Source organism: Micromonospora sp. WMMD1082 (assembly GCF_029626175.1).
Classification (GTDB): domain Bacteria; phylum Actinomycetota; class Actinomycetes; order Mycobacteriales; family Micromonosporaceae; genus Micromonospora.
Map to the genome: position 1 here is coordinate 5586915 of NZ_JARUBM010000002.1, position 15480 is coordinate 5602394.

The window sequence follows — 15480 nt, forward strand, 5'->3', positions numbered from 1 at the left end:
AACGATGTTGTTGGCAATGCACCGTGACCGCTTCTGTGAAACCACCTCTGAACTGCACAATCATGGCAGCGCTCCCGGCTCGGTGCGTCCAGCTGATACACAGCGTGCGTCAACGCAGCGTCACCGGCGGGCGTTCTCGGCGGGGGTGTCGGTGACGCCGGGGTGACGGCGTGCTCCGCATGGTGTCGGCAGCCGTCCGGGCAGACCGGCGGCGTCGCCACCGGCCCATGAGGGGAGGACCAGCATGGACCGAACGCTGATCGTCGCGAAGGTGGACCCGAGCGCCGAGACGGCGGTCGCCGAGATCTTCGCCGAGTCCGACACGACCGAACTGCCCCGCCTGGTGGGCGTCCGGCACCGGTCGCTGTATCGCCTGAACGACCTCTACGTGCACCTGTTGGAGACCGAGTCCGCCGGCGACGGCGCCGTGGAGGCCGCCCGGAACCATCCCGAGTTCGCCCGGATCAGCGAGCGGCTGCGCCCGTACATCTCGCCGTACCTGCCGACCTGGCGCTCGCCCCGGGACGCCATGGCCCGCTGCTTCTACCGCTTCGACGGGCGGCGGCCGTGACCGCCACCGCGCGCTCCAGCGAGACACTGTGGTCCCGGTGCGGTGGCTGCGCCGCCCTGCTCTACCGCAAGCGGCTGCGCCGCAACCTCGACGTCTGCCCCGAGTGCGGCCTGCACGCGCGGCTCGCCGCGCCCGAGCGGGTCGGCCAGCTGGTCGACCCGTCCTCGTTCCGGCCGCTGCCCGAGCGCGCCGTCGAGGTGGACCCGATCGGCTTCGTCGACGTGCTGCCGTACCCGCACCGGCTCACCGCCGCCCGCGCCGACACCGGGTTGCCGGAGGCGGTGCTCTGCGGCACCGCCACCGTCGGCGGGTTCCGCTGTGCGCTCGCCGTGATGGACTTCCGCTTCCTCGGCGGCAGTCTCGGGTGTGCCGTCGGTGAGCTGATCACCCGTACCGCCGAGGAGGCGCTCGACGCGGGCGTACCGCTGATCCTGGTCACCGCCTCCGGCGGCGCCCGCATGCAGGAGGGCGCTCTGTCGCTGATGCAGATGGCCACGGTCAGCCAGGCGGTGGCCGCGCTGCGCGAGGCCGGGCTGCTCTCCGTCAGCGTGCTGACCGACCCCACCTACGGGGGTGTGGCGGCCTCCTTCGCCACCAGCACCGATCTGGTGCTCGCCGAGAGCGGTGCCCGGATGGGCTTCGCGGGCCCCCGGGTGATCCGCCAGGTGACCGGGCGCAGCCTGCCGGAGGGATTCCAGACGGCGGAGTTCCTGCTGCGGCACGGCCAGGTCGACATGGTGGTGCCCCGGCACGCGCTGCGCGCCCGGCTGGCGACACTGCTCGCCGCGGCGGCTGCCGGCCGCCGCCTGGTGGACTCCGGCGGGCCGGCGGACCCCGGCGTACCGGCGGACCCCGGCGGGCCGGTGGGCTCCGGCGGGCCGGCGGCGCCGATGGCGGCGGCCCGGCCACCGCAGCCACCGCGGGCACCGGTCCGCGACGCCTGGGAGACGGTACGCCTGGCCCGGCATCCCGGCCGTCCGACCACGCTGGACTATCTGGAGACCACCTTCGACGGCTTCACCGAGCTGCACGGTGACCGGCTCGGCGGCGACTGTCCGGCGGTCGTCGGTGGGCTGGCCCGGCTCGACGGCCGGCACCTGATGGTGGTCGGCCACCAGAAGGGACACACCACCGCCGAGCTGGCGGCCCGCAACTTCGGGATGGCCACCCCGGCGGGGCATCGCAAGGCCCTGCGGCTGATGCGCCTCGCCTCGCGTCTCGGCCTGCCCGTGGTGACCCTGGTGGACACGCCGGGGGCGGACCCGGGCGTCGAGGCGGAGGAGCACGGCCAGGCCGCGGCCATCGCCGAGAACATCCTGACCCTGAGCGCGCTGCCCACGCCGGTGGTGACGGTGGTGACGGGGGTGACGGGGGAGGGGGGCAGCGGCGGGGCACTGGCCCTGGCGGTCGCCGACCGGGTGCTGATGTTGCAGCACGCGGTCTACTCGGTGATCAGCCCCGAGGGCTGCGCCGCGATCCTCTGGCCGGGGCGTACGGCCGCGCCGCAGGCGGCTCGCGCGCTGCGGCTGACCGCGCCGGACCTGTGCCGGCTCGGCGTCGTCGACGAGGTGGTGCCCGAACCGGCCGGCTCGGCCGCCGACGATCCCGAGGCGACGGCCCGGGCCGTACGCCAGGCGCTGCTGGCGAACCTGTTGCCGCTGCTCGACGTGCCGGCGGCGACCCTGGTCGAGCAGCGGCGACGGCGCTTCCGCCGCTTCGGCGCCGCGCGCGCCGGTGTCCGGGCGGACGCCCGGTGAGCGGCACCGCTGGCGCCAGGCCGGTGGTCGCCGGTACTCCGGCGACCCTGCCGCCGGTCGGGGTCGCGGCCCCGACGGTTGTCGACGTGCCGCGCCCCTCGGCCGGCGCGCCGGCACCTGCCACACCCGTGGACGCGCGGCCGGCGGACACCCAACCCGGGGATGCCATACCCGTGGACGCCCAGCCCGGTGACGCCCAGCCCTTGGACGCCGGGACCGAGGCCGCGCTGGCCGGGCTGCGTCGGCACGCCCGGCACCTCGTCGCCGAACTGGCCGGTCCGGTACGCCGGCTGCGGCTGCGCTGCGGGGACACCGAGCTGGAGGTGGAGTGGGAGTGGCCGGCCGGGCCGGGATCCGGTTCGGGCGTACCGTCCGGCACGGCGCGCGCCGGCGGCGCCACCGCCCCGGCGCCGATCCCGCCGTCCGCCGGCCCGCCCTCGGCGGAGCCCGCGACCCGTACCGCCGTGCGGTCGCCGATGGTCGGCACCTTCTACCGGGCGGCCCAGCCCGGCGCCGCGGCCTTCGTGGCGGTCGGTGACCTGGTCCGGCCCGGGCAGGTCGTCGGGATCGTCGAGGCGATGAAGCTGATGAACGAGGTCACCGCCGACCGGGCCGGACGGGTCACGGAGGTGCTGGTGGCCGACGGGCAGCCGGTGGAGTACGACCAGCCGCTGGTCGCCCTGGACCCGGCCTGAGGTGGGGTGCCGATGTTCTCCAAGGTGCTGATCGCCAACCGTGGCGAGATCGCGCTGCGCATCCTGCGGGCCTGCCGCGAGCTGGGCATCCGTACCGCCGTGGTCTACTCCTCGGCGGACGCCGACTCGGCGGCGGTGCGGTTGGCCGACGAGGCCGTCCGGATCGGTCCCTCGGCCAGCCGACGCAGCTACCTCAACGTCGCCGCCGTGGTGGAGGCGGCCCGCCGGGTCGGTGCGCAGGCGGTGCATCCCGGCTACGGCTTCCTCTCCGAGGACGCCGACTTCGCGGAGATCTGCGCGGACAACGGACTGACCTTCGTCGGCCCGCCGCCGCACGTGATGTCCGTGCTGGCGGACAAGTCCTCCGCCCGGGCGTTGATGAGCCGCGCCGGGCTGCCCCTGGCGCCCGGCGCGGTGCAGCCGGTGCCGACGGCGGCCGAGGCCGCGGCGGTGGCCGCCGAGGTGGGCTACCCGGTCATCGTCAAGGCGGCGGCCGGGGGCGGTGGGCGGGGGATGACCGTGGTCCGCGCCCCGGCGGACCTGCCCCGGGCGTACGCGCGTACCCGCGCCGCCGCCCAGGCCGCCTTCGGCGACGACCGGGTCTACGTCGAGCGGTACCTGACCGACGCCCGGCACGTCGAGGTCCAGTTGCTCTGCGACTCCCACGGCAACGGCGTGCACCTGGGCACCCGGGACTGCTCGGTGCAGCGCCGGCACCAGAAGCTGGTCGAGGAGGCGCCCGCCCCGGGGCTGTCCCGGCCGACGCTGGACGCGATCGCGCAGGCCGCCCTGCGCGGCGCGCTCGACGTGGGCTTCACCGGTGCCGGGACGGTGGAGTTCCTGGTGGACGCCGAGGAACGGTTCCACTTCCTGGAGATCAACTGCCGGATCCAGGTGGAGCACCCGGTGACCGAGATGATCACGGGAATCGACCTGGTCCACGAGCAGTTCCACATCGCCGCCGGCACGCCGCTGCGCTGGCGCCAGCAGGACGTCCGGTTCACCGGGGTGGCGGTCGAGTGCCGGGTCAACGTGGAGGATCCGGACCGCGACTTCGCCCCCACCCCCGGTCGGCTGGACCGGTTCGTGCCACCCGGTGGCCCGTTCACCCGGGTCGACACCCACGGCCACACCGGCTACCTGGTGGGGCCGTACTACGACTCGCTGCTGGCCAAGGTCGCGGTCTGGGCGCCGGACCGCGACCTGGCGCTGAGCCGGCTGGAACGCGCGCTCGGCGAGTTCGAGATCTCCGGCCCCGGGGTCCGCACCACCATCCCGTTCGTCCGCCGGGTGCTCGACGACGCCGACTTCCGCAAGGGGACCTACTCCACCGGCCTGGTCGACCGACTGATCGCCGCACCGCCCCCCGCACATCCCAGGAGGAAACGATGACCGTCATCGACCACCGCTCCCTGACCGCGGAGATCACCGCCATCCTGGTGACCAACTGCGGGCTGGATCCGGCGGCCGCCGCCCGCGCGCCGGCCGCCTCCCTGGAGGAGCTGGGCATGGACTCGCTCGCGCTGCTCGAACTCTCCGCCGTGGTCACCGACCGGTGGCAGGTGAGCATCCCGGAGCAGGCGGCCCAGCTGAGCATCCCCGCCGTGGCCGACCTGGTCGCCCGGCGCGCCGACCCGGCCGGGCACACCGAGAACAGCATCGTCATCGCCGCGCCGCTGGAGCTGGTCTGGTCGGTCACCAACGACGTCGCGGGCTGGCCCGACCTGTTCACCGAGTACGCCCAGGCCGAGATCCTCGACCGCGACGGCGACACCGTCCGGTTCCGGCTCACCATGCATCCGGACGAGTTCGGGGTGGCCTGGAGCTGGGTCAGCGAGCGCACCGCCGACCCGGTCAGCCGCCAGGTGCGGGCCCGCCGGGTGGAGACCGGACCGTTCGAGTACATGCGGATCCACTGGACCTACGCCGAGGAGCCCGACGGCGTCCGGATGACCTGGGTGCAGGACTTCGCCATGCAGCCGACCGCACCGGTGGACAACGCCGGGATGACCGAGCGGATCAACACCAACAGCGTGGTGCAGCTGGCCGTGATCAAGGACCGCATCGAGCGGCTGGCCCGCGAGCGGGCGGGAGCCGGCGATGAGTGACCTCGCCCTGGTGGCCGCCCGGGACGTGCCCGCCGACCGCCGCCGCGGCGGCGAACTGCGCGTCCTGCTCGGCCCGCGTACGGTGGGCAGCACCTCGGGGTTCATGGGCGTGGCCACCATGGCGCCGGGCGAGCGGATCGCGGAGCACTACCACCCCTACAGCGAGGAGTTCCTCTACCTCGCCCGGGGCGCGATCACCGTCGACCTGGACGACGAGCCGGTGTCACTGGCCGCCGGCGAGGCGCTCTTCGTGGCCCGCAACGTCCGGCACCGGCTGCGCAACACCGGCCACCTGCCCGCCGAGGTGGTCTTCCATCTCGGGCCGCTGGCCCCACGGCCGGAACTCGGCCACGTCGACACCGAGCTGGTCGAGCAGCGGGACGGGTCGTGACCGCCCGGCGCACCGTGGTCACCGGCGTCGGGGTGGTGGCCCCCGGCGGTGTCACCCGGGACCGGTTCTGGAAGAGCATCACCGAGGGGCGGACGGCGACCCGGCGGATCAGCTTCTTCGACCCGGCACCGTTCCGGTCCCAGATCGCCGCCGAATGCGACTTCGACCCGGACGCCGCCGGGCTGAGTCCGACGCAGCGGCAGCGCGCCGACCGGTACGTGCAGTTCGCGCTGGCCTGCGCCGCCGAGGCCGTCGCCGACAGCGGGCTGGAACTCACCGACGCCGAGCGGGACCGCGCCGGTGTCGTGCTCGGCACCGCCGTCGGCGGCACCATGGCGCTGGAACAGGAGTACGTGACGGTCAGCGACAGCGGCCGGCGCTGGCTGGTCGACACCGCGCTCGGCGGACCGTACCTCTACCCGGCGCTGGTGCCCAGCAGCCTGGCCGCCGACGTGGCCTGCCGGCACGGCCTGCACGGCCCGGCGCAGGTCGTCTCCACCGGCTGCACCTCCGGCATCGACGCCATCGGCTACGCCCACCAGCTCGTCGTCGACGGCGAGGCGGACATCGTCCTCGCCGGCGCCGCCGACTCGCCCATCTCCCCGGTCACCGTCGCCTCCTTCGACGCCATCAAGGCCACCAGCCCGGACAACGACGACCCGGCGCACGCCTCCCGCCCCTTCGACGCCGACCGGCACGGCTTCGTGCTGGCCGAGGGGGCGGCGGTGCTGGTGCTGGAGGAGGCCGGGCACGCCCGGCGGCGCGGCGCGCACGTCTACTGCGAGGTGGCCGGCTACGCCAGCCGCAGCAACGGCTACCACATGACCGGGCTGCGCCCGGACGGGCTGGAGATGGGGCTGGCCATCACCGACGCGCTGAGGCAGGCCAGGCTGGCACCCGAGAGCGTCTCCTACATCAGCGCACACGGCTCCGGCACCCGGCAGAACGACCGGCACGAGACGGCCGCCTTCAAGCGGTCGCTCGGTACGGCCGCGTACCGGGTGCCGGTCAGCTCGATCAAGTCCATGGTGGGGCACTCGCTCGGCGCCATCGGTGCCATCGAGATGGCCGCCTGCGCGCTGGCCATCGAGTTCGGAGTGGTGCCGCCGACCGCCAACTGGGCCACCCGGGATCCGGAGTGCGACCTGGACTACGTGCCCAACGAGGCCCGGGAGGTGCCGGTGGACGTGGCGCTCTCGGTGGGCAGCGGCTTCGGCGGCTTCCAGTCGGCCATGCTGTTCCGCCGGTTGACCCGGGACGTGCCGGCATGACCGAGCGGCCACGCAGGGCGGTGGTGACCGGCGTCGGGGTGGTCGCGCCCAGCGGCGTCGGCGCGCCGGCACACTGGCGTACGGTGCTGTCCGGCCGGCGCCGTACCGGCCCGATCACCCTGTTCGACGCGACCGGCTACCCGACCCGGCTCGGCGGCGAGGTGGCCGACTTCTACCCGGCCCGGTACGCCGACAACCGGGCCCTGGTGCAGACCGACCGCTGGACCCATCTCGGGTTCGCCGCCACCACCCTGGCACTGGCCGACGCGGGCCTGCCGGAGCGGGCCACCGACCCGTACGGCTGGGCGGTGACCCTGGCCAGTTCCTCCGGCGGCAACCTCTTCGGCCAGCGGGAGCTGCAGCGGCTCTGGTCGTCGCCGACGCGCACCGTCGGGGCGTACCAGTCGATCGCCTGGTTCTACGCGGCCAGCGTCGGGCAGCTGTCCATCCGGCACCAGGCGAAGGGCCCGTGCGGCGTGCTGGTGGCCGAGTCGGCCGGCGGCCTGGACAGTCTCGCCCACGCGGTGCGGACCGTGCGGCGCGGTGCCTCGGTGGTGCTCGCCGGGGCGACCGAGTGCCCACTGAGCCCGTACGCGTTGGCCTGCCAGCTGCGCTCCGGCCTGCTCAGCGAGGTGCCCGATCCGCAGCGGGCCTACCGACCGTTCGACGCGACCGCCAGCGGCTACCTGCCGGCCGAGGGCGGCGCGGTCTTCGTGGTCGAGGAACTGACGCACGCGACCGCCCGGGGTGCCCGGATCTACGGCGAGGTGACCGGCTGGGGCGCCACCCACGACGCCGTGCACACCTCGGCCGAGGGCGCCGGTGACCCGCACCAGTACGCCCGGGCGATGCGGTTGGCCCTGGGCCGGGCCGGGGTGGAACCGGCCGATGTGGACGTGGTGGTCCCCGACGCCCTCGGAGTGCCCCGCTACGACCGGGCCGAGGCGACCGCGTTGCGCGCGGCGTTCGGCGGTCTCGTGCCGCCGGTGAGCACCCACAAGGAACTGACCGGGCGGGCGCACCAGGGCGGTTCGGCGCTGGACGTGGCCACCGCCCTGCTCGCCTTCGCGCACGACACACTGCCCGCCTCGGCCGGCCCGGACACCGTGGCCGAGGGCTGTGAACTGGGTTTCCTGCGGGCGTCCCGGCGCCCGCGTACCCGGGTGGCGCTGGTCTGCGCCCGGGGATTCGACGGCTTCAACAGTGCGCTGGTGCTGCGCGGGGCACCACCGGAGGGACGGGAGCGGTGATGACGCGAGGACGCGTGGTTTTCCTGGTACGGGTGCCCGACGAGCGCACCGAGGACTTCCTGCGGGCGTACGAGGCGGTCCGGCACCTGGTCGCCGGCGGCGTGCCGGGCCACCTGGTCGACCAGGTGTGCCGCTCGTCGACCGACCCGGAGCAGTGGCTCATCACCAGCGAGTGGGCCAGTCTGGCCGACTTCGAGGCGTGGGAACGCAGCCCGGAGCACCGCGAGCTGGTCCGGCCGATGCGGGAGTGCTTCACCGACGCCCGCTCGCTGCGCTTCCACATCCACGCCCAGACGCCGGTCCCGGCCTGACCCCGGCTCGCGGCCCCGGCTAAACGAACTCGGCTCACGACTTCGGCTCACGGCCCCGGCTCACGGGGGGTCAGCTGATGCTCACCGACAGTTGACACACGGTTCCGATCATGCCCTTCGGAGAGCGCGCCGACAATCCCGCCGGCCGCCCTTTATCGTCCGTCCCTTTGCAGGTGGTAGCGCGCATCGTCGCTGCCGTAGGGTGCCCGCAGTGCTCCGAGCACGCGACCCGCGGGCGGCTCCGCTCCCGCACGGACGTTGGGTGGTGAACGGTGGCGATCCCATGACCGGCCCGTTGTTCTCGCTGGTCGAGGCCGGGTCAGACCTGGAACGGGGTGAGCGTCACCTCGGCGAGGTAGACGCAGCTGCGACCCTCGTGCGAGGAGTAGTAGCTGACCCAGAGCCGGTCGTCGTGCCACACCAGGCCGGGGTAGCTGCAGTCGCCGCCCGAGGGGAGCGCCACCAGCTCGCGTAGCCGTCCCTGGGTCACGTCCACCGCGCAGACCGCGGTGCGCACCGCACCGTCGTGCAGGCGCACCCCGGCGACGAGTGAGCCGTCGGGCAGCCGGCACAGCGCCGGCCCGCCCACCCTGACCCCGAGGTCGGTCCAGGTCCACTCGCGGTACGGCGGTCGGGCCCGGCCGAGCTGGGCGCTGGCCGGGTCGCCGTCGCGGCGCAGCAGGCAGGTGGCGGTGCCGTCCGGGTCGAAGACCAGTCCCGACTCGTTCGGGTAGCCACCGTCGAACAGCGTCCGCACGACCGGGCGCAGGTCCAGGCCGTCCTCGCTGCGGTAGAGGCGGGCGAACCTCGGCTCCCGGGTGGCGTAGCCGACGCCGTACATCACGTCGCCGTGCCACGCGGCCTGCCAGACCCAGACTCCCGGTTCGCCGACCGGTTGCGGGCCCGCCCACCGGTGCCCGTCGTCGCTGAGCCAGGCGACGGTGTGGAACCGCTTCTGCGCGCCGCCGGTCGCGGCGGCGGCGAGCAGTTGCAGCCGGCCGTCGGGGCGGGTCACGAAGCGCGGGTCGCGCAGGTCCGCGTCGGGTCGGGTGAGCAGCGCCGCCGGCCGCCAGTCGCGGCCGTCGGGGGAGGTGAGCACCCGCAGGGCACCGTCGTCGGACAGGTGGGACCGACCCTCCCGGAAGGCGCAGAACCAGGCCCCGGCGTGCCGGACCAGGTCGGTGAAGGCGCTGTGCGCGGCGGCGTCGCCGATGCGGCGCAGCGCGCGTACCTCGGCGGTCGCCGTACGGCTGATCACGGGCGGGAACGGTACCCGCCCCCGGCGACGCCGATATGGCGGACGAACGAACAGCGAACAAACCCGCGCCGCGCCGAGCGACCGTAAGGATGATCCCTGCCGCGGGGCACGTCGTCGTCCCGCCCGTGTTCATGATCCGCGCAACATCCCTGATACTGCTGCCTCGCAGGGAGTTGAGGCAGCAACATCCCCGAAGTTGTGCAGATCTTCGCGCGTCGATCAAAGTCGAGGGCCGCAAGCTGGTCTCGGGCAGACCGAGCGCGATCCGCCGTACGTCGTCTCACGTGGCCATCTCCCGACGGTACGCCAGATGGCCGCGCTCAGGACCCGGGAGGTGCCGTGCGGCGCTGGCGCCACACGTCACGGGTCGGCGATGGTGGAGACCATGGAGATCACGCCCAGCCCCGTCTGCCTGGCCGACTTCGCCGACCTCGCCCGGACGGTGTTGTCGGCCCAGGTCTGGGACTACGTCGACGGGGGTGGCGGCAGCGAGATCACCCTCGGGCACAACCGTGCCGCCCTCGATCGGGTCGGTGTGTTGCCGAGAGTGCTGACCGGCGTGGACACCCCCAGCCTGCGCACCCGACTGCTCGGGCGCGCGTACGCGATGCCGGTGGGCGTGGCGCCGATGGCGTACCAGCGGTTGGTGCATCCCGACGGCGAGCCGGCGCTGGCCGCCGCCGCCCGCGCCGCGGAGGTGCCGTACCTGGCCAGCATCCTCGGCAGCACACCGATCGAGCAGGTCACGGCCACCGGTGCCGAGGTCTGGTTCCAGCTGTACTGGCTGCGCGACCGGGGCCTGGTCGCCGACCTGCTGGGGCGGGTCCGCGACGCGGGCTGCCGGGCGTTGGTGGTCACGGTGGACGTGCCGGTGCTCGGCCGGCGCCTGCGGGACGTGCGCAACGCCTTCCGGCTGCCCCCCGAGCTGGTCGCGGCGAACCTGCCGGGCGGCCGGGACGACCTCGCCCACGGCGGTACGCCGGGCGTCACCCCGATGCCCGCGCGCGGCGGCACGGCCTTCGCGCCGGCGCTGCGCTGGACGGACCTGCGGTGGCTGGGCGAGCACTGCGACCTGCCCCTGATCGTCAAGGGCGTCCTCGATCCGGCCGACGCGGTCCGGGCCGTGGAGGCGGGCGCGCGGGCCGTGGTGGTGTCCAACCACGGTGGGCGGCAGCTCGACGGGGTGCCGGCCAGCGTCACCATGCTGCCCGAGGTGGTCGCGGCCGTCGGCGACCGCTGCGAGGTGCTGCTGGACAGCGGGATCCGGGGCGGCGTCGACGTGCTGCGCGCGCTGGCCCTGGGTGCCGACGGGGTGCTGGTCGGCAGGCCGATGCTCTGGGCCCTGGCGGTGGGCGGGCAGGCCGGTGCGCGGGCCGCGCTGGCCCTGCTCGCCGACGAACTGCGCGACGCGCTGGCCCTGGCCGGCTGCGCCGACCCGGCCGCCGCCCGTGAGCTGCGCACCGTGGCCCTGGGATAGGGGGAGGGACACATCGCGTTCACCGCTCGGCAATCTGTGACAGCCACCCTGCCGTGGTCCTGGGTGGACGGTCATAATGGGCGGCATGGTTGCCTGGGAGTACGCCCTGCTGGTCCGCCGGTACCAGGGACAGGGCCGCAATTTCCATGTCACGTTCGTCTGGTACGGCCCCGACGGATCCCGCAAGGACATCACGGCGTACGGCGACACCGCCATCGCGCACCTGAACCTCGCCGGGCGGGAGGGCTGGGAACTGGTCTCGGCGGCCGAGGACGTCAACAACGTGCAGGGCAGCACCGAGGTGCACCGCTACCACCTCAAGCGCCCGCTCTCCTGACCCGGACCGCGCCGGTGAACCGCGCGGGCGGTGCCGGGCCGGACGCCGGCCCGGCACCGGGGCGGGTCAGCCCAGGTCGACGCTCGGGTAGAGCGGGAAACCCGCGAGCAGCTCGCTGGCCTGGCGACCGATCTTGTCGGCGAGGGCGGGGTCGAGCACGTACTTCGCCTTGGAGGCCGTGCCGTCCGGGTTCGCCCCGGCGCCGGTCTGGCTGAGCACGGTGTGGATCAGCTCGGCGGTGGTGTCCATCTCCGCCGTGCCGAGCCCGCGGGTGGTCAGCGCCGGCGTGCCGATCCGGATGCCGGAGGTGTACCAGGCGCCGTTGGGGTCCTGCGGCACCGCGTTGCGGTTGGTGACGATGCCCGAGTCCAGCAGCGCCTGCTCCGCCTGCCGGCCGGTCAGGCCGTAGCCGGTCACGTCGATGAGCACCAGGTGGTTGTCGGTGCCGCCGGTGACCAGCGTGGCGCCCCGGCGCAGCAGGCCCTCGGCCAGCGCCTGGGCGTTGTCGACGATGCGCCCGGCGTAGTCGGCGAAGTCGGGCCGGCGGGCCTCGGCCAGGGCGACGGCCTTGGCGGCCATCACGTGCGGCAGTGGGCCGCCGAGCACCATCGGGCAGCCCCGGTCGACCTGATCGGCCAGCTCCGGGCCGCACAGCACCAGGCCACCGCGCGGGCCGCGCAGCGACTTGTGGGTGGTGGTGGTGACGATGTGCGCGTGCGGCACCGGGTCGAAGTCGCCGGTGAACACCTTCCCGGCGACCAGGCCCGCGAAGTGGGCCATGTCCACCATGAAGGTGGCGCCGACGGAGTCGGCGATCTCCCGCATGATCCGGAAGTTGACCTTCCGGGGGTACGCCGAGTAGCCGGCGACCAGCACCAGCGGCCGGAACTCGCGGGCCGCCTCGGCGACCCGGTCGTAGTCGATCAGCCCGGTGGCCGGGTCGGTGCCGTAGCTGCGCTGGTCGAACATCTTGCCCGAGATGTTCGGCCGGAAGCCGTGGGTGAGGTGACCGCCGGTGTCCAGCGACATGCCGAGCATCCGCTGGTCGCCCAGCTCGCGCCGCAGCGCGAACCAGTCCTGCTCGGTCAGGTCGTTGACGTGCCGGGCCTGCGCCCGCTTCAGCGCGGGGGCCTCCACCCGGTCGGCCAGGATCGCCCAGAACGCCACCAGGTTGGCGTCGATCCCCGAGTGCGGCTGCACGTACGCGTGTGCCGCGCCGAACAGCTCCCGGGCGTGCTCGGCGGCGAGCGCCTCGACGGTGTCCACGTTCTGGCAGCCGGCGTAGAATCGGCGCCCGACGGTGCCCTCGGCGTACTTGTCGCTGAGCCAGTTGCCCATGGCCAGCAGGGTGGCCGGGGAGGCGTAGTTCTCACTGGCGATCAGCTTGAGCGACTCGCGCTGGTCGGCCAGCTCCGCCCCGATCGCCTCGGCCACCCGCGGCTCGACGCCACGGATCACCTCCAGGGCGCTGCGGAAGGCGGTGGACTCGGCGTTGCGGGACATGCGACCTCCAGGTGACGTGCGGAAGGCCCAGGCGCTCGGCGTGCGTCCTCATGACGGGGCCGCTTCCCGATGGTGCTCCATCCCCACGCGCCAGTCACGGCCCCCGCCGATCCTACCGGCTCCGACGCCCGGCGCCTCGGGCACTGGCCGGGTGGGCATCTCGCCACCGCTGGCCGACCCGCCTACGATCGGCGCATGACGGCCCGGGGTGGGGGAAGCCTGCTCGCGATCAGCGATCTGCACGTCGGCCACCCGGCCAACCGCGCGATCGTCGAGGCGCTGCGTCCCGACTCCCCGGACGACTGGCTGCTGGTCGCCGGCGATGTCGGTGACACCGTGGCCGACATCGAGTGGGCGCTGACCACGCTGAAGCGTCGCTTCGGCACCGTGCTCTGGGCGCCCGGCAACCACGAGCTGTGGACCCCGCAGTCGGATCCGGTGCGGCTGCGCGGGGTGGACCGCTACCGTCACCTGGTCGAGCTGTGCCGGCGCCTCGGCGTGCTGACCCCGGAGGACCCGTACCCGATCTGGCGCGGGCCCGGCGGGCCGGTGCTGGTGGCGCCGCTGTTCCTGCTCTACGACTACAGCTGGCGGCCGGACGGGCTGGACACGCCGCAGGCGGCGCTGGCCGAGGCGTACCGTACGGGCATCGTCTGCACCGACGAGTTCCTGCTGCACCCCGACCCGTACCGGAGCCGGTCGGCGTGGTGCGCCCGACGGGTCGCCGAGACCGCGCGGCGGCTGGCCGAGCGGCCCGACGACCTGCCGACCGTGCTGGTCAACCACTGGCCGCTGGTGCGGGAACCGACCCGGGTACTGCGGTACCCGATCTTCGCGCAGTGGTGCGGTACGGAGGCCACGGCCGACTGGCACCGACGCTTCCGCGCCGCCGTGGTGGTCTACGGTCACCTGCACATCCCCCGTACCACCTCCTACGACGGGGTGCGCTTCGAGGAGGTGTCGGTGGGATACCCGAGGGAGTGGCGGCCACGGGCGACGCCACCGGCGTGGCGCCGGATCCTGCCGGTCCCGTCGTAACCTCTCAGGTGTGGCGACGGCGGCCGAGGAGATCCGGGTGGGGCGGCGGACGGTCCGCGTCTCCAGCCCGGACAAGCCGTACTTCCCCGAGCGCGGCCTGACCAAGCTCGACGTGGTGCGCTACTACCTCGCCGTCGGCGACGGCATCCTGCGCGCGTTGCGGGATCGGCCGACCATGCTGGAACGGTGGCCCCGGGGGGTCTTCGAGGGCGCGACCATCGCCACCCGGCAGAGCAACCGGGGCGACGCGTTCTACCAGAAGCGGGTGCCGGCGGGCGCGCCGGACTGGGTGGGCACCGCGCACATCACCTTCCCCAGCGGCCGGACGGCCGACGAGGTCGCGTCGGCCGAGCTGGCGGTGGTGATCTGGGCGGTCAACCTGGGTACGCTGCGCTTCCATCCCTGGCCGGTGACCCGGGCCGACGTCGAGCGGCCGGATCAGCTGCGCATCGACCTGGACCCGCTGCCCGGGGTCGGATTCGACCGGGTGGTGCCGGTGGCGCACGAGGTGCACGCCTTCCTCGACGAGCTGGGCCTGGTCGGCTATCCGAAGACCACCGGCGGGCGTGGCCTGCACGTCTATGTCCCCATCGAGCCACGGTGGAGCTTCGGCGACTGCCGCCGGGCCGTGCTGGCGCTGGGCCGCGAGATGCAGCGGCGCCGCCCGGACCTGGTCACCACCACCTGGTGGCGGGAGCAGCGCGACCGGCCGGTCTTCGTCGACTACAACCAGATGGCCCGGGACCACACGATGACCTCGGCGTACTCGATCCGCCCGACGCCCGCCGCGCTGGTCTCCGCGCCGCTGGACTGGGCCGAGCTGGACGACGCCCGGCCGGAGGACTTCGACGTGACCACCATGCCGGGTCGCTTCGCCGACCGGGGCGACCCGCACGCGGGCCTGGACGAGCGACGCTTCCCGCTGGACCCGCTGCTGGAGCTGGCCGACCGGGAGGGCCTGGAGTCCCCACCCGAGCGCTGAGCCGTCACGCCCACGGGCTGCGTACCCCGTCGTACTCCTCGAAGACCAGCCAGCTGCGGGTGGCGAGCACCCCGGAGATGCGCTGCACCCGGTCCAGCACCACGTCCCGCAGCGTGGCGTTGTCCGGCGCCCGCACCAGCGCGAGCACGTCGTGCTCGCCGCTGAGCAGCGCCACGTGCTCGACGTAGCGCACCCGGGCCAGCTCCGCCGACACCTCGCGCCAGGTGTTCTGCCTGATCGTCAGCGCGATGTACGCCGAGGTGCCCAGGCCGGCCGCCTCCGGCGCGACCCGGGCGGCGAAGCCGGTGACCACGCCGTCGCGCACCAGCCGCTCCACGCGGGCGTACGCGTTGGTGCGCGAGACGTGCACCCGCTCGGCGAGGGCCCGGATGGAGATCCGCCCGTCGCGGGTCAGCTCGTCGAGGATGCGCCGGTCCACCTCGTCGAGGGCGACTGCCGAACGTCCCGTTCCGCCCGGTCGGTCCGGCCCTTCGGCGGCTTCCTGGCTCATCGTCACCTCTCCTGAGTGCC

Annotated in this window: 17 protein-coding genes and 1 riboswitch; of the genes, 13 read left to right on the top strand and 4 right to left on the bottom strand. The window is 74.1% G+C overall.

The features are described 5' to 3' along the window. Positions 1 to 120: 120 nt before the first annotated feature. Entirely contained in the window at positions 121 to 246 is a 126-nt protein-coding gene (locus tag O7615_RS25695; RefSeq protein ID WP_278180356.1) for a hypothetical protein, read from the bottom strand. Between O7615_RS25695 and O7615_RS25700 the strand changes: the two genes are divergently transcribed. From O7615_RS25700 to O7615_RS25740, 9 genes are all read left to right on the top strand, one after another. After that, positions 245 to 571: a TcmI family type II polyketide cyclase gene (locus O7615_RS25700; protein WP_278180357.1), complete on the top strand. Its 327-nt coding sequence runs from the start codon at positions 245 to 247 to the stop codon at positions 569 to 571. The two genes, O7615_RS25695 and O7615_RS25700, sit on opposite strands and share 2 nt — an antisense overlap. After that, the gene (locus tag O7615_RS25705; RefSeq protein ID WP_278180358.1) at positions 568 to 2328 is read left to right on the top strand and encodes an acetyl-CoA carboxylase carboxyltransferase subunit alpha; all 1761 of its coding nucleotides are present in this window, start codon (positions 568 to 570) and stop codon (positions 2326 to 2328) included. Before O7615_RS25700 ends, O7615_RS25705 begins: the two co-directional genes overlap by 4 nt. A gap of 167 nt (positions 2329 to 2495) precedes the next feature. Then, a complete protein-coding gene (gene accB / locus O7615_RS25710; RefSeq protein ID WP_278182231.1) occupies positions 2496 to 3023 on the top strand; it encodes an acetyl-CoA carboxylase biotin carboxyl carrier protein in 528 nt (175 codons plus the stop codon). Between the two features lie 12 nt (positions 3024 to 3035). After that, complete coding sequence (locus O7615_RS25715) at positions 3036 to 4415, top strand: acetyl-CoA carboxylase biotin carboxylase subunit (RefSeq protein ID WP_278180359.1); 1380 nt, start codon at positions 3036 to 3038, stop codon at positions 4413 to 4415. Then, entirely contained in the window at positions 4412 to 5131 is a 720-nt protein-coding gene (locus O7615_RS25720) for an SRPBCC family protein (protein WP_278180360.1), read from the top strand. The genes O7615_RS25715 and O7615_RS25720 overlap by 4 nt, the downstream gene beginning before the upstream one ends. Next, complete coding sequence (locus O7615_RS25725; RefSeq protein ID WP_278180361.1) at positions 5124 to 5522, top strand: cupin domain-containing protein; 399 nt, start codon at positions 5124 to 5126, stop codon at positions 5520 to 5522. The genes O7615_RS25720 and O7615_RS25725 overlap by 8 nt, the downstream gene beginning before the upstream one ends. Beyond that, on the top strand, positions 5519 to 6793 hold the full coding sequence (locus tag O7615_RS25730) for a beta-ketoacyl-[acyl-carrier-protein] synthase family protein (protein WP_278180362.1): 1275 nt from the start codon (positions 5519 to 5521) through the stop codon (positions 6791 to 6793). Before O7615_RS25725 ends, O7615_RS25730 begins: the two co-directional genes overlap by 4 nt. Then, the gene (locus O7615_RS25735; protein WP_278180363.1) at positions 6790 to 8043 is read left to right on the top strand and encodes a beta-ketoacyl synthase N-terminal-like domain-containing protein; all 1254 of its coding nucleotides are present in this window, start codon (positions 6790 to 6792) and stop codon (positions 8041 to 8043) included. Before O7615_RS25730 ends, O7615_RS25735 begins: the two co-directional genes overlap by 4 nt. Continuing rightward, positions 8043 to 8354 carry an antibiotic biosynthesis monooxygenase family protein gene (locus tag O7615_RS25740; RefSeq protein WP_278180364.1) on the top strand — a complete coding sequence of 104 codons (312 nt, stop codon included), beginning with the start codon at positions 8043 to 8045 and terminating at the stop codon, positions 8352 to 8354. Before O7615_RS25735 ends, O7615_RS25740 begins: the two co-directional genes overlap by 1 nt. Positions 8355 to 8673: 319 nt before the next feature. Here O7615_RS25740 and O7615_RS25745 read toward each other — a convergent pair whose 3' ends face one another. Then, positions 8674 to 9612: an exo-alpha-sialidase gene (locus O7615_RS25745; RefSeq protein ID WP_278180365.1), complete on the bottom strand. Its 939-nt coding sequence runs from the start codon at positions 9610 to 9612 to the stop codon at positions 8674 to 8676. A gap of 373 nt (positions 9613 to 9985) precedes the next feature. Between O7615_RS25745 and O7615_RS25750 the strand changes: the two genes are divergently transcribed. Together O7615_RS25750 and O7615_RS25755 are read left to right on the top strand one after the other, a co-directional pair. Continuing rightward, on the top strand, positions 9986 to 11089 hold the full coding sequence (locus O7615_RS25750) for an alpha-hydroxy acid oxidase (RefSeq protein WP_278182232.1): 1104 nt from the start codon (positions 9986 to 9988) through the stop codon (positions 11087 to 11089). A gap of 76 nt (positions 11090 to 11165) precedes the next feature. Further along, entirely contained in the window at positions 11166 to 11426 is a 261-nt protein-coding gene (locus O7615_RS25755) for a hypothetical protein (RefSeq protein ID WP_278180366.1), read from the top strand. A 66-nt stretch (positions 11427 to 11492) separates the two neighbouring features. Here the strand turns inward: O7615_RS25755 and O7615_RS25760 are convergent, their stop codons facing one another. After that, positions 11493 to 12929: a glycine hydroxymethyltransferase gene (locus tag O7615_RS25760; RefSeq protein ID WP_278180367.1), complete on the bottom strand. Its 1437-nt coding sequence runs from the start codon at positions 12927 to 12929 to the stop codon at positions 11493 to 11495. Between the two features lie 18 nt (positions 12930 to 12947). Then, positions 12948 to 13037: riboswitch (ZMP/ZTP riboswitch) on the bottom strand. 87 nt (positions 13038 to 13124) lie between these two features. On the opposite strand from O7615_RS25760, the gene O7615_RS25765 reads away from it, so the two are divergent. Next, positions 13125 to 13967, top strand: a complete 843-nt coding sequence (locus O7615_RS25765) for a metallophosphoesterase (RefSeq protein ID WP_278180368.1) — start codon at positions 13125 to 13127, stop codon at positions 13965 to 13967. Between the two features lie 10 nt (positions 13968 to 13977). After that, positions 13978 to 14949 carry a DNA primase small subunit domain-containing protein gene (locus O7615_RS25770; protein WP_278180369.1) on the top strand — a complete coding sequence of 324 codons (972 nt, stop codon included), beginning with the start codon at positions 13978 to 13980 and terminating at the stop codon, positions 14947 to 14949. Positions 14950 to 14953: 4 nt separating this feature from the next. On the opposite strand, the gene O7615_RS25775 is transcribed toward O7615_RS25770, so the two are convergent. After that, the gene (locus O7615_RS25775) at positions 14954 to 15460 is read right to left on the bottom strand and encodes an Lrp/AsnC family transcriptional regulator (RefSeq protein WP_278180370.1); all 507 of its coding nucleotides are present in this window, start codon (positions 15458 to 15460) and stop codon (positions 14954 to 14956) included. Positions 15461 to 15480 lie beyond the last annotated feature (20 nt).

Coding starts and splice junctions, on each gene's coding strand:
- O7615_RS25700 (WP_278180357.1), top strand. CDS start 245: ATGGACCGAACGCTGATCGTCGCGAAGGTGGACCCGAGCGCCGAGACG.
- O7615_RS25695 (WP_278180356.1), bottom strand. CDS start 246: ATGCTGGTCCTCCCCTCATGGGCCGGTGGCGACGCCGCCGGTCTGCCC.
- O7615_RS25715 (WP_278180359.1), top strand. CDS start 3,036: ATGTTCTCCAAGGTGCTGATCGCCAACCGTGGCGAGATCGCGCTGCGC.
- O7615_RS25720 (WP_278180360.1), top strand. CDS start 4,412: ATGACCGTCATCGACCACCGCTCCCTGACCGCGGAGATCACCGCCATC.
- O7615_RS25725 (WP_278180361.1), top strand. CDS start 5,124: ATGAGTGACCTCGCCCTGGTGGCCGCCCGGGACGTGCCCGCCGACCGC.
- O7615_RS25735 (WP_278180363.1), top strand. CDS start 6,790: ATGACCGAGCGGCCACGCAGGGCGGTGGTGACCGGCGTCGGGGTGGTC.
- O7615_RS25740 (WP_278180364.1), top strand. CDS start 8,043: ATGACGCGAGGACGCGTGGTTTTCCTGGTACGGGTGCCCGACGAGCGC.
- O7615_RS25750 (WP_278182232.1), top strand. CDS start 9,986: ATGGTGGAGACCATGGAGATCACGCCCAGCCCCGTCTGCCTGGCCGAC.
- O7615_RS25755 (WP_278180366.1), top strand. CDS start 11,166: ATGGGCGGCATGGTTGCCTGGGAGTACGCCCTGCTGGTCCGCCGGTAC.
- O7615_RS25760 (WP_278180367.1), bottom strand. CDS start 12,929: ATGTCCCGCAACGCCGAGTCCACCGCCTTCCGCAGCGCCCTGGAGGTG.
- O7615_RS25765 (WP_278180368.1), top strand. CDS start 13,125: ATGACGGCCCGGGGTGGGGGAAGCCTGCTCGCGATCAGCGATCTGCAC.
- O7615_RS25775 (WP_278180370.1), bottom strand. CDS start 15,460: ATGAGCCAGGAAGCCGCCGAAGGGCCGGACCGACCGGGCGGAACGGGA.